At 69.4% G+C, this 20888-nt stretch carries 22 protein-coding genes; 9 read left to right on the top strand and 13 right to left on the bottom strand.

Annotated features, from left to right (window positions below; genetic code table 11):
* Nucleotides 1-131 precede the first annotated feature (131 nt).
* Nucleotides 132-3227: a PAS domain-containing hybrid sensor histidine kinase/response regulator gene (locus tag U1H99_RS11830; RefSeq protein WP_323141927.1), complete on the top strand. Its 3096-nt coding sequence runs from the start codon at nt 132-134 to the stop codon at nt 3225-3227.
* A 66-nt stretch (nt 3228-3293) separates the two neighbouring features.
* The gene (locus tag U1H99_RS11825; protein ID WP_323141926.1) at nt 3294-4298 is read left to right on the top strand and encodes an alpha/beta fold hydrolase; all 1005 of its coding nucleotides are present in this window, start codon (nt 3294-3296) and stop codon (nt 4296-4298) included.
* 8 nt (nt 4299-4306) lie between these two features.
* Here U1H99_RS11825 and mdcH read toward each other — a convergent pair whose 3' ends face one another.
* The 9 genes from mdcH to mdcA form a co-directional block, all read right to left on the bottom strand.
* A complete protein-coding gene (mdcH, locus tag U1H99_RS11820) occupies nt 4307-5227 on the bottom strand; it encodes a malonate decarboxylase subunit epsilon (RefSeq protein ID WP_323141925.1) in 921 nt (306 codons plus the stop codon).
* Nucleotides 5224-5877 carry a malonate decarboxylase holo-ACP synthase gene (locus U1H99_RS11815; protein WP_323141924.1) on the bottom strand — a complete coding sequence of 218 codons (654 nt, stop codon included), beginning with the start codon at nt 5875-5877 and terminating at the stop codon, nt 5224-5226. The genes mdcH and U1H99_RS11815 overlap by 4 nt, the downstream gene beginning before the upstream one ends.
* Nucleotides 5878-5890: 13 nt before the next feature.
* Complete coding sequence (gene madM, locus U1H99_RS11810) at nt 5891-6655, bottom strand: malonate transporter subunit MadM (protein ID WP_323141923.1); 765 nt, start codon at nt 6653-6655, stop codon at nt 5891-5893.
* An 11-nt stretch (nt 6656-6666) separates the two neighbouring features.
* The gene (gene madL, locus U1H99_RS11805) at nt 6667-7083 is read right to left on the bottom strand and encodes a malonate transporter subunit MadL (protein WP_323141922.1); all 417 of its coding nucleotides are present in this window, start codon (nt 7081-7083) and stop codon (nt 6667-6669) included.
* A 90-nt stretch (nt 7084-7173) separates the two neighbouring features.
* Nucleotides 7174-7992: a biotin-independent malonate decarboxylase subunit gamma gene (gene mdcE / locus U1H99_RS11800; protein WP_375341599.1), complete on the bottom strand. Its 819-nt coding sequence runs from the start codon at nt 7990-7992 to the stop codon at nt 7174-7176.
* Nucleotides 7989-8840 (bottom strand): biotin-independent malonate decarboxylase subunit beta, encoded by an 852-nt coding sequence (locus tag U1H99_RS11795; protein ID WP_323141921.1) that lies wholly within the window; start codon nt 8838-8840, stop codon nt 7989-7991. Before U1H99_RS11795 ends, mdcE begins: the two co-directional genes overlap by 4 nt.
* A complete protein-coding gene (locus tag U1H99_RS11790) occupies nt 8837-9133 on the bottom strand; it encodes a malonate decarboxylase subunit delta (RefSeq protein ID WP_323141920.1) in 297 nt (98 codons plus the stop codon). The genes U1H99_RS11795 and U1H99_RS11790 overlap by 4 nt, the downstream gene beginning before the upstream one ends.
* Before the next feature lie 12 nt (nt 9134-9145).
* Entirely contained in the window at nt 9146-10009 is an 864-nt protein-coding gene (locus tag U1H99_RS11785) for a triphosphoribosyl-dephospho-CoA synthase (RefSeq protein ID WP_323141919.1), read from the bottom strand.
* The gene (mdcA, locus tag U1H99_RS11780; protein ID WP_323141918.1) at nt 10009-11655 is read right to left on the bottom strand and encodes a malonate decarboxylase subunit alpha; all 1647 of its coding nucleotides are present in this window, start codon (nt 11653-11655) and stop codon (nt 10009-10011) included. The genes U1H99_RS11785 and mdcA overlap by 1 nt, the downstream gene beginning before the upstream one ends.
* 138 nt (nt 11656-11793) lie before the next feature.
* Between mdcA and U1H99_RS11775 the strand changes: the two genes are divergently transcribed.
* The gene (locus tag U1H99_RS11775) at nt 11794-12714 is read left to right on the top strand and encodes a LysR family transcriptional regulator (RefSeq protein ID WP_323141917.1); all 921 of its coding nucleotides are present in this window, start codon (nt 11794-11796) and stop codon (nt 12712-12714) included.
* An 18-nt stretch (nt 12715-12732) separates the two neighbouring features.
* Here U1H99_RS11775 and U1H99_RS11770 read toward each other — a convergent pair whose 3' ends face one another.
* The gene (locus U1H99_RS11770) at nt 12733-13275 is read right to left on the bottom strand and encodes a hypothetical protein (RefSeq protein WP_323141916.1); all 543 of its coding nucleotides are present in this window, start codon (nt 13273-13275) and stop codon (nt 12733-12735) included.
* A 167-nt stretch (nt 13276-13442) separates the two neighbouring features.
* Between U1H99_RS11770 and U1H99_RS11765 the strand changes: the two genes are divergently transcribed.
* From U1H99_RS11765 to U1H99_RS11755, 3 genes are read left to right on the top strand one after another with little or no spacing between them, the layout of a single operon-like run.
* Nucleotides 13443-15002 (top strand): FAD-dependent monooxygenase, encoded by a 1560-nt coding sequence (locus U1H99_RS11765; RefSeq protein WP_323141915.1) that lies wholly within the window; start codon nt 13443-13445, stop codon nt 15000-15002.
* A gap of 32 nt (nt 15003-15034) precedes the next feature.
* On the top strand, nt 15035-15925 hold the full coding sequence (locus U1H99_RS11760; RefSeq protein ID WP_323141914.1) for a protein phosphatase 2C domain-containing protein: 891 nt from the start codon (nt 15035-15037) through the stop codon (nt 15923-15925).
* On the top strand, nt 15898-16281 hold the full coding sequence (locus tag U1H99_RS11755; protein WP_323141913.1) for a nuclear transport factor 2 family protein: 384 nt from the start codon (nt 15898-15900) through the stop codon (nt 16279-16281). Before U1H99_RS11760 ends, U1H99_RS11755 begins: the two co-directional genes overlap by 28 nt.
* A gap of 15 nt (nt 16282-16296) precedes the next feature.
* Here the strand turns inward: U1H99_RS11755 and U1H99_RS11750 are convergent, their stop codons facing one another.
* Nucleotides 16297-17130 carry a metallophosphoesterase gene (locus U1H99_RS11750; RefSeq protein ID WP_323141912.1) on the bottom strand — a complete coding sequence of 278 codons (834 nt, stop codon included), beginning with the start codon at nt 17128-17130 and terminating at the stop codon, nt 16297-16299.
* Nucleotides 17131-17405: 275 nt separating this feature from the next.
* On the opposite strand from U1H99_RS11750, the gene U1H99_RS11745 reads away from it, so the two are divergent.
* A complete protein-coding gene (locus U1H99_RS11745) occupies nt 17406-17561 on the top strand; it encodes a hypothetical protein (RefSeq protein WP_185748511.1) in 156 nt (51 codons plus the stop codon).
* A gap of 29 nt (nt 17562-17590) precedes the next feature.
* On the opposite strand, the gene U1H99_RS11740 is transcribed toward U1H99_RS11745, so the two are convergent.
* Together U1H99_RS11740 and U1H99_RS11735 are read right to left on the bottom strand one after the other, a co-directional pair.
* Entirely contained in the window at nt 17591-18487 is an 897-nt protein-coding gene (locus U1H99_RS11740; RefSeq protein ID WP_323141911.1) for a DUF817 domain-containing protein, read from the bottom strand.
* 30 nt (nt 18488-18517) lie between these two features.
* A complete protein-coding gene (locus U1H99_RS11735; RefSeq protein ID WP_323141910.1) occupies nt 18518-19222 on the bottom strand; it encodes a hypothetical protein in 705 nt (234 codons plus the stop codon).
* A gap of 215 nt (nt 19223-19437) precedes the next feature.
* On the opposite strand from U1H99_RS11735, the gene U1H99_RS11730 reads away from it, so the two are divergent.
* Nucleotides 19438-20418 (top strand): aldo/keto reductase, encoded by a 981-nt coding sequence (locus U1H99_RS11730; protein ID WP_323141909.1) that lies wholly within the window; start codon nt 19438-19440, stop codon nt 20416-20418.
* Nucleotides 20419-20508: 90 nt separating this feature from the next.
* Nucleotides 20509-20874, top strand: a complete 366-nt coding sequence (locus tag U1H99_RS11725) for a hypothetical protein (protein ID WP_323141908.1) — start codon at nt 20509-20511, stop codon at nt 20872-20874.
* Nucleotides 20875-20888: the final 14 nt, after the last annotated feature.

The raw sequence follows: 20888 nt of genomic DNA, 5'->3' as shown, positions 1-20888 counted from the left end.
TGGAAATAAGTAATATAATTGACGAAATTGATGGGCAGATTGACGCCATTGCCGCCGATCCTCATTTTCAGTAGTAACCGTTAGAATTCGTCCATCATCTTTCGCCCTCGCAGGCGCCTAGTGCCCACCCCATGACAGATCAAGACCGGCCCCCCATCACCACTTCCGACGGCATCGTCGAACGCGCGCTGCGCGACGGCGCCGGCGCGCTCGGACCGATGGACGCGTGGCCGGTGGCCCTGCGCTACGCTGCCCGCTTCCTGCTCGACAGCGCCAGCCCGGCCTTCCTGGTCTGGGGACCGGAAGCGCGCCTGCTGTACAACGACGCCTGCCTGCCGCAGCTGGCGCAGCGCCATCCGCAGGCGCTGGGCCAGCCGCTGGCGCAGGCCTGGCCGGCGGTAGCGGCAGCGCTGCAGCCGGTGCTGGCCCAGGTGCTGGCCGGTGTCGCCCTGCAGGTCGAGCCGCCGGGACTGGACGCGCGGCTGGCGCTGGCGCCGCTGCGCGATCTCGACGGCAGCGCCTGCGGCGTCAGCTGCGCGCTGCTGCACAGCGTGGCGGTCGACGGCCAGGATCCGCAATTCCGGGCGATTGCCGACGCCGTCCCGCAGATGGTGTGGTCGACGCTGCCGGACGGCCGCCACGATTACTTCAGCCAGCGCTGGTACGACTTCACCGGCGTCGCCGAGGGCGAATCCGACGACGAGCGCTGGAGCGCGATCGTGCACTCGGACGACCGGGCGCGTACCTGGGAAGTCTGGCGCCATTCGCTCGAGACCGGCGCGCCCTACGAGATCGAATACCGCCTGCGCCACGTCAGCGGCGACTACCGCTGGACGCTGGGGCGTGCGCTCCCGGTGCGCGATGGCGCCGGGCGCATCGTGCGCTGGCTCGGTACCTGCACCGACACCCACGAGCACAAGGCCAACCAGGCCGCCTTGCACGACGCGCGCCTGCGCGAGGAGGCCGCGCTGGTGGCGGCCGACATCGGCACCTGGACCTACGACGTCCGCGCCGACCGCCTGTATGCCGACCGCAACCTGGCCACGATCTTCGGCGCCACCGAAGCCGTCGCCGTCGGCGGCCCGCTGGCCCACTACCTGGAAGCGATCCACCCCGACGACCTGGAGCGGACGCGCAAGGCGATCGACACCACCATCGCCACCGGCCAGGCTTTCGAGCAGCGCTACCGCGTGCGTGCGGCCGACGGCAGCTGGCGCCACGTGCTGGCGCGCGCCAAGCTGACCCGCGACGAGGCCGGCCAGGCCGCCTGGATGCCCGGCATCGTGCTCGACATCACGCGCCAGCAGGAAGTCGAGGACGCCCTGCGCGCCAGCGAGACGCGCTTCCGGCGCCTGGTGGATGCCAACGTGATCGGCATCGTCCGCTACCACATGGACGGCACCATCATCGACGCCAACCAGCATTTCCTCGACATGCTCGGCTACACCCGCGCCGACCTCGAGGCGGGACGCCTGTCTTCCAGCGCGCTGACGCCGCCGGAGTGGCAGGCGGCGAACGCGCGCGTGATGGCGCGGCTGCGCCAGACCGGGAGCATGGACCACCATATCAAGGAGTATTACCGCAAGGACGGCAGCCGCGTCAGCGTGCAGATGGGCGCCACGATGGTCGACGACGGCGCGGCGGACGACAATGCCGAGGGCATCGCCTACGTGGTCGACATCTCGCCGATCCGCGACGCCCAGCTGGCGCTGGCGCGCAGCGAGGCGCAGTTCCGCACCCTGGCCGACAACATCCCGCAGCTGGCCTGGATGACCGAGGCCGACGGCCGCATTTCCTGGCACAACAATCGCTGGTACGAATACACCGGCACCACACCCGCCGACGACTGCGGCGCCGACTGGAAAAAGGTGCATCACCCGGACTACGTCGATGCGATGACGGCCAAGTACATCGACCACATCCGCCGCGGCGTGGTGTGGGAAGACACCTTCCAGCTGCGCGGCCGCGACGGCAGCTACCGCTGGTTCCTGTCGCGCGCGGTGCCGCTGCGCGACGAGGCCGGCGTGATCCAGCGCTGGTTCGGCACCAACACCGACATCACCGAGCAGCGCGAAGCGGCCGAGGCGCTGCGCGAAGCGGACCAGCGAAAGGACGAATTCCTGGCCATGCTGGCGCACGAGCTGCGCAACCCGCTGGCGCCGATCGCGGCGGCGGCCGATTTCCTCACCATCGGCAATCCCGACCGGGCGCGCCTGCGCGAGGTGACCGCCGTGATCGCGCGCCAGGCCGGCCACATGACCGGCCTGATCGACGACCTGCTCGACGTGTCGCGCGTGACGCGCGGCCAGGTGACCCTGAACCGGGCGCCGGCCGAGATCGGGGCGCTGGTCGCCGAAGCGGCGGAACAGGTACGGCCGCTGGTCGAAGCGAAGGGCCATGTGCTGACGCTGGCGCCGGCGCCGGACACGATGCAGGTGCAGGTGCACGGCGACCACAAGCGCCTGGTGCAGGTGTTCGCCAACCTGCTCGGCAACGCCGCCAGGTACACCCCGGAGGGCGGCCATATCGCGGTGCGGGTCGACGTACGCGAGGACGAGGTCGACGTCGAGGTGCTCGACGACGGCATCGGCATGTCGCCCCAGCTGCTGGCGTGTGCCTTCGAGCTGTTCTCGCAGGGCGAACGCAGCGCCGACCGCTCGCAGGGCGGGCTCGGGATCGGGCTGGCGCTGGCGCGCAGGCTGGTCGAGCTGCATGGCGGCCGGATCAGTGCCGCCAGCGACGGCCCGGGCCAGGGCAGCCGTTTCAGCGTGACCCTGCCGCGCCTGCGCCAGCATGGCGCCGAGGCGGCGCCCGGCGACGAAGCGGAAGCGGTGCCGGCCGCGGCCGGGCTGCGCGTGCTGATTGTCGACGACAACGTCGACGCCGCCCAGATCCTGGCCATGTTCATCGAAGCGCTCGGCCACCGCGCCGACGTGCTGCACCGCCCGAGCGAGGCACTGGACTACGTGCAGCATGTGCGCCCCGACCTGTGCGTGCTCGACATCGGCCTGCCCGAATTCGACGGCTACGAGCTGGCCGCGCGGCTGCGGGCGATGCCGGGCCTTCACAAGCTGCCGCTGGTCGCCCTGAGCGGCTACGGCCAGGCCCAGGACAGGGAAAAAGCACTGGCCGCCGGCTTCGACCGCCACGTGGTAAAGCCGATCCAGGGCAACGATGTGATGGCGCTGCTGGCCGCCGCCGAGCTTGCGCGCGCGCCGCAGATGTGATTTTTCGATAGCTTCCATGCCGGTGTTTGCGGCTACCATGGCGGATTGTCCGTTTGTGGAGCGTCCATGCATCGTTTCGTCCCCGGTCTCATCCTCGTTGGCTTAGCCAGCGTAGCCAGCGGCGCCAGTGGCGCCGCCATCGACAGTCGACAGCAGGCGTTCGCCCATCCCCAGCAGCTGGTCGATATCGGCGGGCGCCGCCTGAATCTGTACTGCAGCGGCGCGGGTTCGGTGACGGTGGTATTCGACGCGCCGAGCAGCGAGGCGGGCTGGAGCTGGCATGCGGTGCAGCCCGAGGTCGCAAAGCGTACGCGCGCCTGCGTGTATGACCGCGCGGGCCTCGGGTTCAGCGACCCGTCGCCGCTGCCTGGCACGTCTGCGAATGCGGTGGCCGACCTGCATGCGTTGCTGGCACAGGCCGGTATTGCGCCGCCCTACGTCATGGTCGGTAGTTCCTACGGTGCGAACAACGTCCAGCTGTACGCCTACCGTTATCCGGACGAGGTGAAGGGCCTGGTGCTGGTGGACGCACCGCACGACGACGAGACCGACCGCCTCGACAAGGTCTCGCAAGGGAAGCTGAAAAAGGCGATGGCACCGATGGACGCCTTCATGCGCCAATGCGCACAGGCAGGGCAGCGCGGCTGGTCGCTTGGCGCCGAGGGCTTCGTCAACTGTACCGGTGGCACCGGCGAGCTGTATGGCCGCGAACTGGCGGCGGCGCGCCTCGCCACGATGACTCGGCCCGCCTATTGGCAGGCGCTGGTGTCTCAGATGGACGGCGTCGACGCTAGCGCGGAACAGCTGAAGGCGGCGCGCCGCAGCTATGGCGACCTGCCGATGGTGCTGCTGGTGCGCGGCATCAGCCCTTATGCGGTGCCGGGCCAGCCGCAGAGCGCCTTGAACAATGCGACCGAGGCCGAGCACCTGGCGATGCAGAAGGAGCTGGCGGCGTATTCGACGCGGTCGAGCGTGCGCGTGGTACCCGGGGCCGGCCACGTGATCCAGGACTTCAAGCCGGATGCCGTGGTGCGGGCGGTGGACGATGTGCTTGGGCAGCTCGGTCGGTAGTCACTGCGTCAGTCGTTGCGGACCGCGCTGACCAGGCTGTCCAGCCGTACCCCTTCGCAACTGAGCGCGACCCCGTCCGGGAATTCCGGCGCCGTCAGCTTCGTCAGCACCGAGCCGCTCGGCATTTCCAGCGCCAGGCGCGCGCCGCGTTCCCAGGCGTGGCGCACGGTGTCCGCCCACAGGACCGGATGCGCCATGTTGGCCGCCAGGTCGGCGCCGATGCGGCGGCCGTCGAACAGGGCGCGCGCGGCGCTGCTGCTGATATAGGCGATGCGCGGGCGGCCGAGGGCCACCTGGTCCATGGCGCAGGCCAGCGTGCGTGCCTGTTCGTCGAACAACTCACAGTGCGAGGGTACCGCGACCGCCAGCCGTTCGGCGCGCTGGGCGCCGTGGGCGAGCGCGAGCGCGGCGACGGCATCCATGGCGGCGTGGGCGCCGGCGATGACGATCTGGCGCGGGGCGTTCAGGTTGGCGAGGTAGACCGGCGCCGCAGGGCCGTGCACCTGCATCACCAGCGGTTCGAGTTGCTGGCGCGTCAGGCCGCCGATGGCCGTCATGCCGTAGCCGGACGGGTAGGCGTCTTCCATCAGGCGCGCGCGCAGTTCGACCAGGCGTACGGCATCCGCGAAATCGAGCACGCCGGCCGTCACCGCCGCCGGCCAGGCGCCGATCGAGAGGCCGGCCACCATGTGCGGCTGGGCGTCGTGGGCGGCCAGTACCCGCGCCATGGCGACGCCCGCGACCAGCAGGCAGAGTTGCACCGCGACGGTCGAGCGCAGAGCGGATTCGGTGTCGAGCGTGCGGACGTCACGCCCAAGCGCAGCCGAGGCTTCTTCCAGCGTGCGCCCGGTCTCCGCATGGGCGGGCAGCGCATGCAGCATGCCTGGCTTCTGGGCGCCCTGGCCGGGAAAGGTGAACAGGACGCTCATGCCGCCGCCCGCCCATGCCAGGGATCGGCCACCAGCAGCGGGCCGCCGGCCGTCTTCAGCATGACGCGGCCGCCGCGCAGGTATTCGCCGAGGGCGAAGCCGGCGTGGCCGGTGTCGAGCTGGATGTCGATGCGGCAGGCGGCCTCCGCCTGCAGCGCTACCAGGGCCGCGATTACGGCCGGCGCCGGCGGTTGCGGAACGCGCACCACTAGATCGAGGTCGCTGTCCGGACGCAGCACCGGCAGGCCGCTCGCCAGCCAGAAGCCGGCGCCGCCGGCCGGCCCCCATGCCAGGCCCAGCGCATGCAGCTGCGGGGCCAGGTCGAGCAGGGCGGCGATGCAGGTCAGGCGGTCGGCCGCGGCGCGCAGGTCGAGCGCCGGTCCCTTCATCACCGCCGCGGCCAGCTGTTCCGGGGTGACGCAGCGAACCACGGCGTCCACGGCCAGGGTACCGGCGCAGCGTTGCTTGCGCAGCGGGCCGCGGGCGCCAACCGGGACCAGGCCGGTGCCCGGCGTATCGCGGCGCACCACCAGCGGCGCGCGAGCGAGCCAGGCGCCGTCGTCCAGCCAGTCCGGCCGCGCGCCCGCCGCGACGAACCCGTCCGGCGTGCCGGCGAACAGCAGGTCGTGCGGACGCCAGGGCGGGTGCATGGCCGTGCTCACTTCAGGCCACCAGCGCGCGCGTGGCGAAGAACAGCAGCGACGGTCCGAGCAGGCAACCGAGGCCGGTGTGGAAGGTCGCGACCAGGGCGCCGTAGGGCACCAGGCGGCGGTCGGTGGCAGCCAGGCCGGCCGAGACGCCGCTGACGGTGCCGGCGAGGCCGCCGAACACCATCGCCGAGCGCGGCGTGCCGAGGCGCAGGAAGCGCGCCGCCATCGGCGTGCCGACCATCACGATGATCGCCTTGACCAGGCCGGTGGCGATGCTGAGGGCCATCACCTCCGAGCTGGCACCGATCGCCGCGCCGGTGACGGGGCCGACGATGTAGGTGACGGCGCCGGCGCCGATGGTCGTGATGCTGACGGCGTCGCGGTAGCCGAAGGCGTAGGCCACGCTGGCGCCGACCACGAAGGGCAGCAGGGTGCCGAGCAGCAGCGCGAACACGCCGATCAGGCCGGCCTTGCGCGCTTCGACCACCTGCACTTCGAAGGCGGTGGCGACGATGGCGAAGTCGCGCAGCATGGCGCCGCCCATCAGGCCGATGCCGGCGAACAGCGAGACGTCGGCCAGGCCCTGCTTGCCGCCGGTCTGGATGCCGCCCCAGTAGGCCAGGCCGAGGCCGATCAGGATCGCGATCGCCGAGCCGTGCACCCGGCCGAAGGTGAGCTTCTTGGACAGGAACATCGACACCAGCATCACCAGGCCGACCAGGGCGAAGGCGGTGACCAGGCCGTTGTGCTTGGCGGTTTTTTCGAGCAGTTCGAGCATGATGGTCTCCTTCAGGCGTGGCGCGGGTCGATGCCCGGTTCGGTATCGGCGTCGGCGCCGGCGGCGGCGGGGGCCGGACGTTCGCTGCGGTTCAGCAGGGCGATGCAGCAGGCGCAGGCGGCCACGCTGGCAAAGGCGGCCAGCAGCGCCACCGGTCCGCCGCGCAGGGCCGCCACCACGTTCTGGCTGGCGGCCATCGCCACCACCACCGGGATGTACATGGCGCCCCAGAAGGCGACGCCCATTTCGGTATGCTCGGGCATCAGGCCGCGCTTGTGCATGTATAGCCGGGCACAGATCAGCAGGATCATGGCGATGCCGACCCCGCCGACGTTGGTTTTGGCGCCCAGCAGCGCCCCGAGCAGGTCGCCCAGGAAGATGCCGAGCAGGTGGCACACGGCCAGCAATGCGGTTCCGTAGATAATCATGTCGTCTCCTCTTCATGCAAGAAAAAAGGTGTGCGCCGGCGTATAGTGTTGTCGAGTGGCGCGGTCGCTGGTAGTCGGGTCAGGGGGTCGTCAGTCGGCGGCCTCCCATTGCGTCTCCAGCAGTTCACGGACCCGGCGCGAGGCGGCGCGGTGCGGTCCCTGCAGCCGTTTGGCCAGGCCACGGTCCGGGTCGTCGCGGATGTCGGCCAGCGCCGCTTCCAGCGCGCCGTGCACCAGCGCCAGGTCCTGCTCGTCGGGCAGCGCCAGGTTGGTCAGCTGCAGCACCTTCCACAGGATGCCTAGCGAGGCATAATTCTTGATGTCGTAGGCCATCGGCGGCACTTTTTCGGCCAGCTGTTCCAGCGCTTCCACGGTGCGCAGCGTGACGCGCGCGGCCGAGGCCTTGCCCATCGCATGCACCATCACGCCCGGGTCGTCGAGTGCGATCAGGCTGTTGGCCTGGTAGCCGTGGGCCAGGAAGGCGCCCGACATCGCCAGGCCGACCACCAGGCCGATCACCGGATGCCCGGCCAGGCGCGCCTGGGCATAGGCGCCGGCCGCACCGGCCAGCGCCTGGTGGATGCCGTACGCCTCCTCGCGCCGGCCGTAGGCCTGGCTCGGCACGTCGACCACGGCAACGATCGGACGCTTGACCGGGGCGTCGCGGTCCTGCGCGATCGTTTCCTGCACCGCCTGCGCCAGCTGCCAGCCTTCGACCAGGCCGACTTCGCCGTTGCGCGCGCGCGGAAAGCGGTTATCGGGATCGGGTACCACGGCGATCCAGCGCGCCGGCTGGCCGGCCAGTGGGGCGTCGCAGACCTGGACCGAGGGCCAGTCGTGCAGCGCCCGGGCGCCGCCGGTGAGCAGGCGCAGCCACATGGCGCCGCGGGTGGTGTGCTGTCCCATCATGCTTCTCCTTTGGTATAGACGGCGCGAACGTCGCCCGGTGCCGGCTGGCCGCCGGTGTCGGCCCCGGCCAGCGCGGAAAGATAGTCGCCGGCGCGTTCGCTGCGATGGCGTGCCGGCACGCCGCGCGCGAACAGGCTCGCCACGGTAGCACGGATGGCGGCGCTGTCGTCATCGACGCAGGCGTCGGCCAGGCCGGTGGCGGCGCGCTGCTCGCCGCCGGTCAAGCCCCAGATCAGCGCGCGGTTGCGCGCGTCGAATTCGGCCACGCCGGCTTCCTGTTCGATCACCTGCGGGCCGTTCAGGCCGAGACGCGCCTCGCGCGTGACGACCAGATAGGAGCACAGCCCGGCCGCGATCGACATGCCGCCATAGCAGCCGACGGTGCCGGCACTGACGCCGATCACCGGGCGGTAGCGGCGCAAATCGACGATGGCGGCCTGGATCTCGGCGATGGCGGCCAGCCCGAGGTTGGCTTCCTGCAGGCGCACGCCGCCGGTCTCGAACAGGATCACGGCGCCGGTAGCAATGCCGCGCCGGTTGTCGCGCGCCGCGAGTTCCAGCGCGCCGGCGATCTTGGCGCCGCCGATCTCGCCCATGCTGCCGCCCTGGAAGCCGCCCTCGATGGCCAGCACCACGGTCGGGGCGCCGTCCAGCATGCCCTTGGCCACCACCACGCCGTCATCGGCCTGGGTCACCAGCTGCTGCATCGCCAGCCAGGGCGAATACAGGCGCTCGAACGGACCGGCCAGCTCGCGGAAGCTGCCGGGGTCGAGCAGCGCCTGGGCGCGGCCGCGGGCGTTGCGCTCGATGAAGCTGTCGCGCTGCAGGAATTTGTCGATGTCGGTCATGATTTCACTTCCTCGAAGGCTTGTTCGATGCGCATCCGCACCACCCCCGGCGTGGCGCCGTTGTCGTTGATCTCGATGCGGGCCGCCGGCAGCGTGCCGGGGCCGAGCACCCGCTCCAGCAGCGCGGTCCAGTTGCCGCCGTAGCCGTCGACCGAGGTCTGGACGGCCACCGTGGTGGTGCCGGCCTGGCCGGGTTCCAGCAGCACTTCGAGGTCGCCCGACGCGACCACGCCGGTGACGGTGCGCCCCTGCGCCGGCTTGCCGGCGGCGAAGCTGTATTCGAGTTTTTCCATTCTTGTCTCCTTCTAGTCCCGTATGGTGTCGATGCGGTCGAGCAGCAGGGCCGCCGCCAGCAGGTCGGCGGCGCCGCCGGGCGACACGTGCAGCCGGCGCATGCGTGCCTCCAATCCGCGCAGCGCGGCGCGGCCGTGCGGGGTGGCGATACCGCCCAGGGCCAGCACGCGGCGCGCGCCGGACCGGGTCGCGTGCAGCGCACGGCTGCCGCCGCGCGCCAGCAGGCAGGTATCGTCCAGCGTGGTCATGATCGCCAGCAGGGCGTTCACGCGCGCCTGCGCTTCGCCGTCGCCGCGGGCACGCGACAGGCGCAGCATCGGCAGCGCGGCGCCGATCACGGCCGGGAAGCCGGCCCTGGCCTGGCCGCGGGCGCCGCCGACGCCGTGGGTACGGCAGGCCAGTTCGCCCTTGTTGCCGGTACTGGCGGGCGCGCCCGGGTCGTCGATGCAGGCTAGCAGGCCGGCCTGGTGGGCGATCGCGGCGGCATCCAGCCCGCTGCCGCGCGCGGCAGCCGTGACCAGCAGTCCCAGCGCCCAGATCGCGCCGCGGTGGGTATTGACGCCGCCGGTGGCCGCCATCATCGCGGCTTCCGCCTCGCGGCCGATGGCGCCGATGCGGCGCCGCAGCAGCGCCGGATCGTCGATGCCGGCGCCGGCTTCCGCCATGCGCAGGAAGGCGGGGTACAGCGCGCAGGCCGAGCGGCACATCAGCAGCCAGGTGAGGTCGCTGTGGGCGCCGCTGCCGCGCATGTCGACCAGGCCGGGTTTCGGGGTCAGCATGGCTTCGTCGACCAGGGCGTCTACCGCCAGGCCGGCGAGCTGGGCGGCAAGCAGCGTGCCGCGGGCCGCGTGGTGCAGGGGATTCAGCGCCGTCATTACCAGCTCCTGAACTTGGCGGGCGGCTGGTACAGGCCATCCGACCAGTCGACCAGCTCGGCGATGCTCTTGGCCGCCAGCAGCGAGCGGGTCGCCTGGGCGCGCTGCACGCCGATGTCTTCGGGCAGGGCGATCAGGCCCTGTTCGCGCATGCGCGGCGTGTCCTTCGGATCGTGGCGCAGGCCGATCGGGGTTATGCCGGCCACCGCCGCCAGCATCGCCTTGCGCTCCTCGAGCGAGCGCGCTTTATATAAGTAGGCGATGCCTTCCTCGGTCAGCACGTGGGTGACGTCGTCGCCGTAGATCATCACCGGTGCCAGCGGCATGCCGGACTTGCGTCCGACTTCGACGGCATCCAGCGATTCGACGATGGTCGGCGCGCTGCCGTCCTGGAAGGTCTCGACCATCTGCACCACCAGCTTCTTGCCGCGCTGGAGCGGGTCGTCCGTCTCCACCAGGTCGAGCCAGGCCGGGGTCGAATGGCGCCGGCCGTGCGGATCGTGGCCCATGTTGGGGGCGCCGCCGAAGCCGGTCAGGCGGCCGTGGGTAACGGTGGAGGAGTTGCCCAGGCCATCCATCTGCAGCGTCGAACCGATGAACAGGTCCACCGCGTACTGGCCGGCCAGCTGGCAGAAGGCGCGGTTCGAGCGCATCGAACCGTCGCGGCCGGTGAAAAAGATGTCGGGACGGGCGGCGGTATAGGCTTCCATGCCGAGTTCCGCGCCGAAGCAGTGCACGCTCTCGACCCAGCCCGATTCGATCGCCGGGATCAGCGTCGGGTGCGGGTTCAGCGTCCAGTTGCGGCAGATCTTGCCCTTCAGGCCGAGCTGCTCGCCATAGGTCGGCAGCAGCAGTTCGATCGCCGCCGTGTTGAAGCCGATGCCGTGGTTCAGCGACTGCACCTGGTGGCGCTCGTAGACGCCGCGGATCGCCATCATCGCCATCAGGACGTGCACCGGCTTGATCAGGCGCGGGTCGCGCGTGAACAGCGGCTCGATATAGAAGGGTTTGTCGGCTTGCACCACGAAGTCGATCCAGGAACCGGGAATGTCGACGCGCGGCAGGTCTTTCGGATCGTCGACGATCTCGTTGACCTGGGCGATCACGATGCCGTCGCGGAAGGCCGCGGCTTCGACCAGCGCCGGCGTGTCCTCGGTGCTGGGGCCGGTGTACAGGTTGCCGGCGCGGTCGGCCTTGTAGCCGGCCACCATCACGACATTCGGCGCCAGGTCGACATACAGGCGGGCGTACAGTTCGATATAGGTGTGCAGGGCGCCGACCTGCAGCGTGCCCTCCTGCAGGAACTGCGAGATGCGCAGGCTCTGGGCGCCGGCATAGGCGAAGTCGAGTTTGTTGGCGATGCCGCGCTCGAACAGGTCGAGGTGCTCGGGCAGGCTGACGCTGGGCTGGATCATGTGCAGGCCATTCACCCGGCCGGGGTCGACCTGCACCAGCGCGCGCGCCAGGAAATCGGCCTGCTTCTGGTTGTTCCCCTCGAGGACCACGCGGTCGCCGCTGACCACCAGCAGCTCCAGCGCTTCGACCATGCGCGAGGTAGCGATGACGGGACCCTCGGCCAGGTGGCGCACGGCGTCGATGCGGCGCTGCTTTTCCTGGCGCCGCGTGTCCCAGCGTTTGCTTTGCATGTTGTCTCCCTTATATGGTGCGTTTGTACACAGCATAGGAAGGCCGGCCCGGCACTTCAATCAACGCGGACGCCGATTGTTTACCCTCAGGTTAACGATTGCGATAAGCTTCCCCAGCCGCGCCGGGAGACGAATGCAATGATCGATGAAGAAGTTACGTTAAAGAAATTGGAAGTGTTCCTGGCATTCATGCGCCTGCACAGCCTGTCGCGCGTGGCGGAAGAGCTCGGCCAGAGCACGGTCAGCGTGCACCGGGCGCTGCACACACTCGAAGAAGGCTTGCGCTGCCCGCTGTTCCGGCGCGAGGGCCGTAACCTGGCGCCGCTGCCGGCCGCCTTCGCCTTTGCCAAGCATGCCCAACGTGCCGTGAGCGAGACCGAGGAGGGCATCCGCAAGGTGCGCGACATGGCCGGTTTCGCCGGCACCCGCCTCAAGATCGGCTCGCTGTACTCGCTGACGCTGCGCTGTATTCCACAGCTGCTGATGGGTCTCAAGCTGCGCCGGCCGGAACTGCAGATCGACCTGACGCTGGGATCGAACCAGGAATTGCTGCGCAGCCTGGATGAAGGGCGGTTGGACGCCATCGTGATCGGCCTGCAGGGCGCGCCCGACGATCCGCAGCTCCTGGCGGTACCGCTGTTCGAGGACGAGGTCTACCTGGCGGCGCCGCTCGGCTCGCCGTACGCGGGCCAGGCCGCGGTCGACCTGCGTTCCTTGAAAGACGAGAAATTCGTTACGCTCGGCGACGGTTTTGTCACGTCGCACAGCTTCGAGCATGCGTTCCGCCAGGCCGGCTACGTACCGGAGACGGTGCTGCGCGTGAGCGACATCTTCTCGCTGATGAACCTGGTTGGAGGTGGCATGGGCTACAGCCTGCTGCCGGGACGGGTCGCCGGCTTCAGTGCGCGCGTCGATCTGTTACCGCTGGACGAGCGCTATGCCTCGCACCAGACCATCACGCTGCTGCTGCCGCGTACGCGCGAGCGCGATCCGAACCTGCTGGCGCTCGCGGCCGAGTGCCGGATGTATGGCGCGCGCCGGCTGGAACTGCCGGCCTGAGGCGCCGGCCCGCTGGTCTTACTCGGGCGTCAGGCCCAGCTTTTCTTCGAACAGCCTGCGGTACAGGGTGCTGATCTCGGGCGGCACCTTGCGCACGTATTCCTCGGCCTTGCGGCGCTGTTCGCCGTCCAGGCTCTCGAAAAAGGCAATCGCTTCGTGGGCGCTGGGCGCGCGTTCGCTGACCTTGGCGAACTTGGCCGGCAGTGCGGTCCAGACCACGGCATCGAGTTCGTGCGCGCGCAGCCACGCCGCCACGCGCGGATCCTCGGGGCCGCAGGGGTTGGGGATACTGCCCACCCATTGCGGATATTCGGGGCGGATCTTTTCGCGCTGGCGCAGCATCTCGCGCGCGGTGCCGAGGTCGCTGGTGTCCAGCAGCGCCCAGTAGGTCGGCATCGGCGGCGCCGCTTCGTGCATGACCACGGCGAGCTCGTCGCTGTCGTCGCTGTCGCGCACGAATTCGAGCGGCAGCAGCGGACCGTCGGGGTGCCATTCGGATGCCAGCTTGAGTTCCCGCGGTTCCCAGATCAGCGAACCCCAGGCGATACACGCTATTCTCACTTCATTCTCCTGAAAGGGCCGCAAGCCTAGCCTTGCGGACCCGACAGTCATATTCTACCTAGTCGTGTGTAACGCACTGTTTCGCTGCGGTGCGAGCGGCGCGGGCGAACCCTTGGCGGCCGAAATTGTCAGTACAATAAGGTGCTGTCACCGCGACGGAGGCACGAATGGACGAGACCGAAGTATTGATTGCCGGCGCCGGACCGACCGGGCTGGTGCTGGCTTTGTGGCTGACGCGGCTCGGTATCCGGGTCCGTATCGTCGACAAGGGCGAGGGTCCGGGCGCGACCTCGCGCGCGATGGCGGTCCAAGCGCGCACACTGGAACTCTACCGCCAGCTCGACCTCGACCGGGAAGTGGTCGAATCCGGCCTGCGCAACCCGGCGGTCAACGTCTGGGCGCGCGGCCGCCACCGCGCGCGCCTCGATTTCGGCGACGCCGGCACCCGGCTGACGCCATTCCCCTTCGTGCTGATCTTTCCGCAGGACCGCCACGAGCGCCTGCTGATCCGCCACCTCGAAGCCGCCGGCGTGCGCGTCCAGCACCGCACCGAACTGCTCGGTTTCGAGGAGGTAAACGACGGCGCTGGCACGCGCGTGCTTGCCCACCTGCGCGGCCCGGACGGCGAGTACACCTGCGCGGCCGGCTGGCTGGCCGGGTGCGACGGCGCTCACTCGGTGGTGCGGCACCAGCTCGGCACCGGGTTCGAGGGCGGCACCTACGACCAGGTGTTCTACGTGGCCGACGTCGAATGTGAGGGTGCGGCGGCCGACGGCGAAATCCACATGTCGCTGGAACATGCCGACTTCGTGATCCTGCTGGCGTACACCAGAACCGGCCTGGGACGGCTGATCGGCGCGGTACGCCTTGACCGCGCCGAGGGCAACGAGGCCGGCCATGCGCTGCAATTCGAGGACGTGCGCCAGCACGCCATCACCAGCCTTGGGCTGCAAGTACGCAAGGTCAACTGGTTCTCGACCTACCGCGTGCACCACCGCGTGAGCGGCCGTTACCGCCGCGGCCACGCCTTCCTGGCCGGCGACGCCGCCCACGTGCACAGCCCGGCCGGCGGCCAGGGCATGAACACCGGCATCGGCGACGCCGTCAACCTGGCCTGGAAGCTGGCCGCCGTGCTGCGCGAGCGCGCGCCCCAGGCGCTGCTCGACACCTACGAGGTCGAACGCATCGCCTTTGCACGCAAGCTGGTCGAGACCACCGACCGCGTGTTTTCCCTCGTCACCAGGCAGAGCAACGCGGCCGACTTCGTGCGCACCCACGTGGTGCCGCTGTTCGCCTCGGCCGCGTATGCGATCGGCCCGACACGCGAGTTCATGTTCCGCGTCCTGTCGCAGACCGCGATCCACTACCACGACAGCCCGCTCAGCGAAGGCATGGCCGGCCAGGTGCGCGGCGGCGAACGCCTGCCCTGGATCGGCCACGAAGGCCCCGACAACCACGCGCCGCTGGCATCGATCGACTGGCAGGCGCACGTGTACGGCGAAGCGGCGGCCGACCTCGTCGCCTGGTGCCGCGACGCCGGGCTGGCGCTGCACGTCTATCCATGGACCCAGGCCTGCTACGACGCCGGCCTGGCGCGCGACGCCACCTACCTGGTACGGCCCGACGGCCACGTCGCGCTGTGCGATCCGGCCGGCGCACCGTCGCGGCTGGCGCAGTACTTTGCTGCCCGGGGGATCCTGCCGCAGGCCCCGCGACCTCATGTATAGTGAGCGAAGTGTCAACAAGGTGGGGCGTGCGAATGGCGTGGACGGCAGTGTCGGCTGGTGGGGGTGACAGGGCGAACGAAGACCTGGTTGCGGTGCACGTTCGCGGCGGGATCACCGACATCCTGGTGCTCGACGGTGCCACCTCGGTGGCCGGGCGCGACTACGTCGACACTGATGGCGGCGACGTCGCCTGGTTCGTTCGCGCTTTCGAAGCGGCGCTGCTGCCGCACCTCGATGCGCATACGCCGCAGGATGCCGCGGTGCCCGCCGCGATCGAAGCCGTGGGCGCCGACTACGCGCGGCTCGGCGCCGCCGCTGCTGCCCCGGTGCACGCCTGGCCGATCGCGGCGCTGACCTGGATCCGCGTACAGCAAGACGAAGCCCGGCTGTTCTGCCTCGGCGACTGCAAGACCCTGCTGCGCCGGCCTGACGGCACGGTGCGCGACCTCGACCCCTGGATCAATCCGCAGGAAGCGGTCTTGCAGCGCGTGCTGGCGACACTGCCGGACGACCCTGGCGAGCGCAAGGCGCGCCTGCTGCCGCTGCTGCGCGCGCGCCGCGAAGAGCAGAACCTGGCGGCCGCGCCGTCCGTGCTGTGCCTGCGCCCGGCCGGCCCCTTCGCGGCGCGCCGCAGCGCACTGCGGCTTGTGCCGGGAGCCAGCGTGCTGGGGATGACCGACGGCTTCTATCGTCTCGCCGACCCCTACGCCATGTATACGCCGCCCGCGCTGTTCGACGCCTGCCTGGCGCGCGGACTCGATGCCATGCTGGCCGAGCTGCGCGCCGCGGAGCGCGGCGGCGGCGCGGCCGGCCTGTCGGTAAAAGCGGCCGACGACGCCTCGGCCGTGCTGTGGCACGCAGGGCCGGTAATTTCCCACAACCCGAAGGAGCATGCATGGACAACGCAAGCCGCAAAGCCGTGATCGAACGCTACCTGGCCGCCTACAACGCCTTCGACATCGACGGCATGCTGGCGGTACTGACGCCCGACGTGCGTTTCGAGAACCTGGCCGGCGGGGAGGTCAACGCCGAAGCGAACGGTATCGACGCCTTCCGCGGCCTGGCCGAGCAGGGGCGCCAGCTTTTTTCGGCGCGCGCCCAGCAGCTGAGCGGCCTGGCCTTCGACGGCGACACGGCCCATGCCGACATCGACTGGCGCGGTACCTTTGCCGTCGACGTGCCGGACGGCCCGCGCGCCGGCACCACGCTCGAGCTGAAGGGCCGCTCCGAATTCACGTTCGTGGGCGAGCGCATCGCCAAGCTGGTCGACCGCAACTGAGCCTCAGCGGCCGGTTCAGAGTTCGATCGTGAGTTCCGGCCGGAAACCTTCCTGCTCGCCCTTGCTCAGGTAGCCGAGCGGATTGGCCACCACGCGGCATGCCCACGGCTGGCCGTACAGCTTGCCTTCGACCGTGTAGTCGTTGAAGCAGTGCAGGTGGCCGTGCAGCCACAGCTGCGCATGCGCGAACAGGCTGTCGAGCGCGTTGCAGAAGCCGGCCGTGCCCGGCGTCAGCCCGTAGCGCGGGTCGGCGCTGAGCAGGCTCGGTGCGTAATGGGTGACCGCGACCGTGGTGCCCTCGAACGGCGTGGCCAGCGCGGCGCCTAGCCAGGCCTGGCAGTCCAGCGACAGCGCGCGCTGGGCTTCGGCCAGCATCGGCACGCCATCCCGCAGCGTGGTGTTCTTGCTGAGGTAGTAGTTGGCGGCGCGGAAGGCCTTCTCGCGCGCCTTGATCTGGCGCGCGAGGTCGGTCTCGCGGCTGGCCAGCGCATCGAAGTCGGCCCACAGCGTGGTGCCGATGAAGCGCACGCCGCCGATGACGATGGTTTCGCGGTCCAGCCATTCGATGCCGAGGGCGGCGCAGGTGGCGCGCAGGCGCGCGTAGGCGACGCCATAGTCGAGCGAATCGAATTCGTGGTTGCCCGGGATGTATAGCACCCGCGCGCGCGGTGCGCCGGGACGGCGCGGCGAAAAGCGTCCGAGGCCGAAATCGTCGTCCTGCAGGCGCGAGTTCGACTGGTAGGAACCGATGTCGCCCGCCAGCACGACGACGTCAGTGTCCGGCGCGATCTGCGGTTGGAAGTCGGGGTAGCGTTCGAGATGGAGGTCGGAGAAAAGCTGTATGCGCATCCGCCTAGTATAAGGCCCGTGGCCGAAAACACACGAAATGCGACCTAAATCAAATTCATGTTGTTTGGGCATGGTTTTCCGCACGCCATCGGTGTAACCTGATTCTTTCGCTACGTAAATTTCGGTTGCCGTTCCGGGATGGGTGGCGAAAAAAACGGCACGGTGGATGCGGCGTGCAAACGGTCGGCTTTTCGGCCGTGCCATGTTCCATTCGTGTGTGCGTAAAGTTGGCTTCGTATTATGATTGGCTATTCATCATGCATGAAAGGACCTCCATGAAATCCGATCCAGGTTTTCGTCTTTCCCGTTTCGCCGAGCAAAAACAGCGTGCGCGCCGTGTGCGCATTGGCGTGATGCTCGTGTTGTGCGCACTGCCGGTAGCGGTGGCCTTCGCCAGCATCCCGACGCTGCTCGAAGTCGCTTCGATGTAATGTGCGCGGCCTCCCGGCCGCGCTCTGTTTCATGCCTCGGGCACGTGAATGCGCGCCTTGATGTGCTTCAAATTCGCCACGATCGTGAACGTCATGATCACCAGCAGCGACCACGAACTCCATTTGCTCACATGCACCGCCGACCACGCGCCCAGCTGGTTCGGGTAGCGCCACAGTCCCCAGAACGTGCTCAGGTTTTCCGCGAGCCAGATAAAGAATCCGATCAGTACGAAACTCAGCACCAGCGGCATGCGGCGCTCGCGGTCGAGCGGGCGGAACACCACCGTGGTGCGCGCATACAGGCCGAGCGCACAGGCTGCCAGGTACCAGCGGTAGTCACCGATCGCATGGTGGGTAAAGAAATTGGCGTAGATCGCCAGCGCCACCAGCGCCGCCATCCAGTGCGGCGGGTGATGGCGGATGCGCAGGTCCAGCAGGCGCCAGGCCTGGATGATGTAGCTGCCGACCGCCGCGTACATGAAGCCGGAAAACAGCGGCACGCCCAGCAGCTTGGTGTAAGCGACATCCGGATAGCTCCATGACTGCACACCGGCGGACGTCTTGAAGGCTTCGAGCGCGAAGCCGACCGCGTGGAACAGGCAGACCGCCTTCAGCTCATCCCGGGTTTCCAGGCCGGTGCGCAGCATCCAGGCCTGGATCGCCAGCGCCACCACCAGCAGCACGTCGTAGCGCGGCAGGCCGAGGATGCCGGTGCGCGGCACCAGCGCCACCGCCGCGAAGAACAGGCCGGCGAACAGGCAGGCGCGCGCTTCCTTGATGCCGAAGGCGAGGAATTCGGCGCCGGCACGGCGCCAGCCGTCCACCGCGCGTGTCCGGGCGTCGACCAGGCGCGCATCGAAGGCGGCCAACAGGCCGCCGGGGACGCGCATTGCGGTTAGGGCGAGCAAGGCGGCGAGGGGACGCATGGGATGAGCGGAAGTGGCGACCGCTCATCCTTACACAGTTTGTCCCTCGCCGCAACGTGGCTGGTGGCGCGCCTGGTGGTGGCTGCGCCGGCCGCCGAAAGCTTCCTCGCACAGGGCGTCCAGCGCGGCGCGGGCGCCGTCCGTATCGCAGGCGCAGGCGCCGGCGGCGGCCGCCGCCCCGCGCAGGATCGCGGCCGGCAACACGGTTTGCGCCAGGCGGCCACCCATCACCTCGCGCGCGTAGGCGCGCATGCGGGCCAGATCGGCATCGGCGAGCTTGCCGTCGTCGGTGACGGCGGCAAACAGCACGCGCAGGTCCGGGTTGAACATGCGCGCCGCATTCAGGCGCGCAATCAGGCGGTAGTGGTGCGCCGGGTCGGCGTCGGCGGCGGCGATCGGGACCAAGGCGACCTGCGCCGCGACCAGGGCACTGCGGCATTCCGGGCTGTCGCAGCTGCCGGCGCCGACCAGCACGTCGTCGTGGCGGGTAGTGCTGTCGCGCTCGATTTCGCGCGCCAGGCGCTCGCCGAAACCCATGCCGCGCAGCCCCAGCACGTCCGGCAGCGGGCGCAAATGGGTGGCGGCGCGTGCCCGGGCCCAGGCGCGGCAGGCCTGCTCGGGAGCGGCGTCGACCAGCAGGACGCGGCGGCCGGCGCGGCGGCAGGCCACGGCGAGGTTCTCGGCCAGCAGGCTGTCGAGCGTGCCGCCGGTTTCGCTGGCGATGACGGTGATCATGATCGGCTCCGTTCCGGGACGGTCGGCAAAAGGGCGGTTGACATCGCATCTTCCTGGCTGTTGAGATGAGCCCAGTCTGCGCCGCCGGCCGTAAAAAAAGTCTAAAAAACGCGGCCCTGCATCTATATGGAAACGCAAACCGGGCCTGGCCGGCCGCACCTGCCCGGCACGCCGGCGCACGCTCTGGTAAGGTGGACGTTTTACGAGAGGCGAACATGCAATACAAACGACTTGGCAATACCGGCCTGCAGGTCTCCCAGCTGGCCCTCGGCTGCATGACCTTCGGCGTGCCCGAGCGCGGCACCCATCCGTGGACCCTGAACGAAGAAGACAGCCGGCCGATCATCCGCCGCGCCGTCGAGCTGGGCATCAACTTCTTCGACACCGCCAACATGTACTCGGACGGCACCAGCGAGGAAATCGTCGGGCGCGCGCTGAAGGAATTCACGCGGCGCGAGGACACCGTGATCGCGACCAAGGTCTACTACCCGATGGGCAAGGGACCGAACCGCGGCGGGCTGTCGCGCAAGGCCATCATGACCGAGGTCGACGCCAGCCTGCGCCGCCTCGGCACCGACTACATCGACCTGTACCAGATCCACCGCTGGGACTACGACACCCCGATCGAGGAAACCCTCGAAGCACTGCACGACGTGGTCAAGGCCGGCAAGGTGCGCTACCTGGGCGCCTCGTCGATGCATGCCTGGCAGTTCGCCAAGGCCTTGTACCTGGCCGACCGCCACGGCTGGACGCGCTTTGCGACCATGCAGAACCACCTGAACCTGCTGTACCGCGAGGAAGAGCGCGAGATGCTGCCGCTGTGCGTGGCTGAAGGCGTCGGCGTGATCCCGTGGAGCCCGCTGGCACGCGGCCGCCTGACGCGCGACTGGGACGAGGCCAGCAAACGCTCCGATACCGATGAGGTCATGCGCAAGCTGTACGCCGCCACCGAAGACGCCGACCGCCGCGTCGCCGAAGCGGTGAAAGCGGTGGCCGAGGCGCGCGGCATCCCGCGTGCCCAGGTGGCGATGGCCTGGGTCGCGCAAAAGGCCGGCGTGACGGCGCCGATCGTCGGCGCCTCCAAGCTGTCGCACCTGGAAGACGCGGTGGCGTCGCTGCAGGTGCACCTGACGGCGGACGAGATCGCCCGGCTGGAGGCGGCGTACCTGCCGCACGCCGTGGCGGGTTTCGTGTAAGCCGACGGGCGCGCTGTCGCCCGCGCCCCTGTTACGGTTTGGAACAAATTCGAAGCGTACGCCGGCCCCGCTGGCGTTACGCTTCGCATCATGAACTTCAGCTTCCTTTCACCCGATGGCGGGCCTTGCATCGTCAAGCTGTGGGCCAGCGGCCGCTATGGATTCTCGTTGCCGAAGAAGGTCGAGATCATCACGTCTGGCGGCACCACCTACGTGTTCCTGCATACGAACAGGGACGGCGATGTCGGGATCGGTAAACGCGCGCTGGTCAACCTGGCGATTGCCCAGTTCCTGCGCGGCGACCATGGAGGCGCCGAGGCGGTCGAGATCGACCCCAGTGTGGCGCCTTACGATGGCCCGCTGGCCTCGGTCAAGCCGGACGCGCCACGGGCACCTTTGCGGGTCCGGCCGGGCAAGTCGCATGCGCGGGCCCGGGCGACGCCGGTGGCGGGCTGAGATGACGCCCGGTC

It is taken from the genome of Massilia phyllosphaerae (assembly GCF_034659755.1).
Taxonomy (GTDB): Bacteria; Pseudomonadota; Gammaproteobacteria; order Burkholderiales; family Burkholderiaceae_D; genus Telluria; species Telluria phyllosphaerae.
Note: the sequence above shows the minus strand (reverse complement) of the source record. Positions and strands in the feature narration are given on the sequence as shown.

Bases quoted from the DNA above. Each gene is read 5' to 3' on its own strand.
- U1H99_RS11830 (WP_323141927.1), top strand. From the start codon at position 132: ATGACAGATCAAGACCGGCCCCCCATCACCACTTCCGACGGCATCGTC.
- U1H99_RS11825 (WP_323141926.1), top strand. From the start codon at position 3,294: ATGCATCGTTTCGTCCCCGGTCTCATCCTCGTTGGCTTAGCCAGCGTA.
- mdcH (WP_323141925.1), bottom strand. From the start codon at position 5,227: ATGAGCGTCCTGTTCACCTTTCCCGGCCAGGGCGCCCAGAAGCCAGGC.
- U1H99_RS11815 (WP_323141924.1), bottom strand. From the start codon at position 5,877: ATGCACCCGCCCTGGCGTCCGCACGACCTGCTGTTCGCCGGCACGCCG.
- madM (WP_323141923.1), bottom strand. From the start codon at position 6,655: ATGCTCGAACTGCTCGAAAAAACCGCCAAGCACAACGGCCTGGTCACC.
- madL (WP_323141922.1), bottom strand. From the start codon at position 7,083: ATGATTATCTACGGAACCGCATTGCTGGCCGTGTGCCACCTGCTCGGC.
- mdcE (WP_375341599.1), bottom strand. From the start codon at position 7,992: ATGATGGGACAGCACACCACCCGCGGCGCCATGTGGCTGCGCCTGCTC.
- U1H99_RS11795 (WP_323141921.1), bottom strand. From the start codon at position 8,840: ATGACCGACATCGACAAATTCCTGCAGCGCGACAGCTTCATCGAGCGC.
- U1H99_RS11790 (WP_323141920.1), bottom strand. From the start codon at position 9,133: ATGGAAAAACTCGAATACAGCTTCGCCGCCGGCAAGCCGGCGCAGGGG.
- U1H99_RS11785 (WP_323141919.1), bottom strand. From the start codon at position 10,009: ATGACGGCGCTGAATCCCCTGCACCACGCGGCCCGCGGCACGCTGCTT.
- mdcA (WP_323141918.1), bottom strand. From the start codon at position 11,655: ATGCAAAGCAAACGCTGGGACACGCGGCGCCAGGAAAAGCAGCGCCGC.
- U1H99_RS11775 (WP_323141917.1), top strand. From the start codon at position 11,794: ATGATCGATGAAGAAGTTACGTTAAAGAAATTGGAAGTGTTCCTGGCA.
- U1H99_RS11765 (WP_323141915.1), top strand. From the start codon at position 13,443: ATGGACGAGACCGAAGTATTGATTGCCGGCGCCGGACCGACCGGGCTG.
- U1H99_RS11760 (WP_323141914.1), top strand. From the start codon at position 15,035: ATGGCGTGGACGGCAGTGTCGGCTGGTGGGGGTGACAGGGCGAACGAA.
- U1H99_RS11755 (WP_323141913.1), top strand. From the start codon at position 15,898: ATGGACAACGCAAGCCGCAAAGCCGTGATCGAACGCTACCTGGCCGCC.
- U1H99_RS11750 (WP_323141912.1), bottom strand. From the start codon at position 17,130: ATGCGCATACAGCTTTTCTCCGACCTCCATCTCGAACGCTACCCCGAC.
- U1H99_RS11745 (WP_185748511.1), top strand. From the start codon at position 17,406: ATGAAATCCGATCCAGGTTTTCGTCTTTCCCGTTTCGCCGAGCAAAAA.
- U1H99_RS11740 (WP_323141911.1), bottom strand. From the start codon at position 18,487: ATGCGTCCCCTCGCCGCCTTGCTCGCCCTAACCGCAATGCGCGTCCCC.
- U1H99_RS11735 (WP_323141910.1), bottom strand. From the start codon at position 19,222: ATGATCACCGTCATCGCCAGCGAAACCGGCGGCACGCTCGACAGCCTG.
- U1H99_RS11730 (WP_323141909.1), top strand. From the start codon at position 19,438: ATGCAATACAAACGACTTGGCAATACCGGCCTGCAGGTCTCCCAGCTG.
- U1H99_RS11725 (WP_323141908.1), top strand. From the start codon at position 20,509: ATGAACTTCAGCTTCCTTTCACCCGATGGCGGGCCTTGCATCGTCAAG.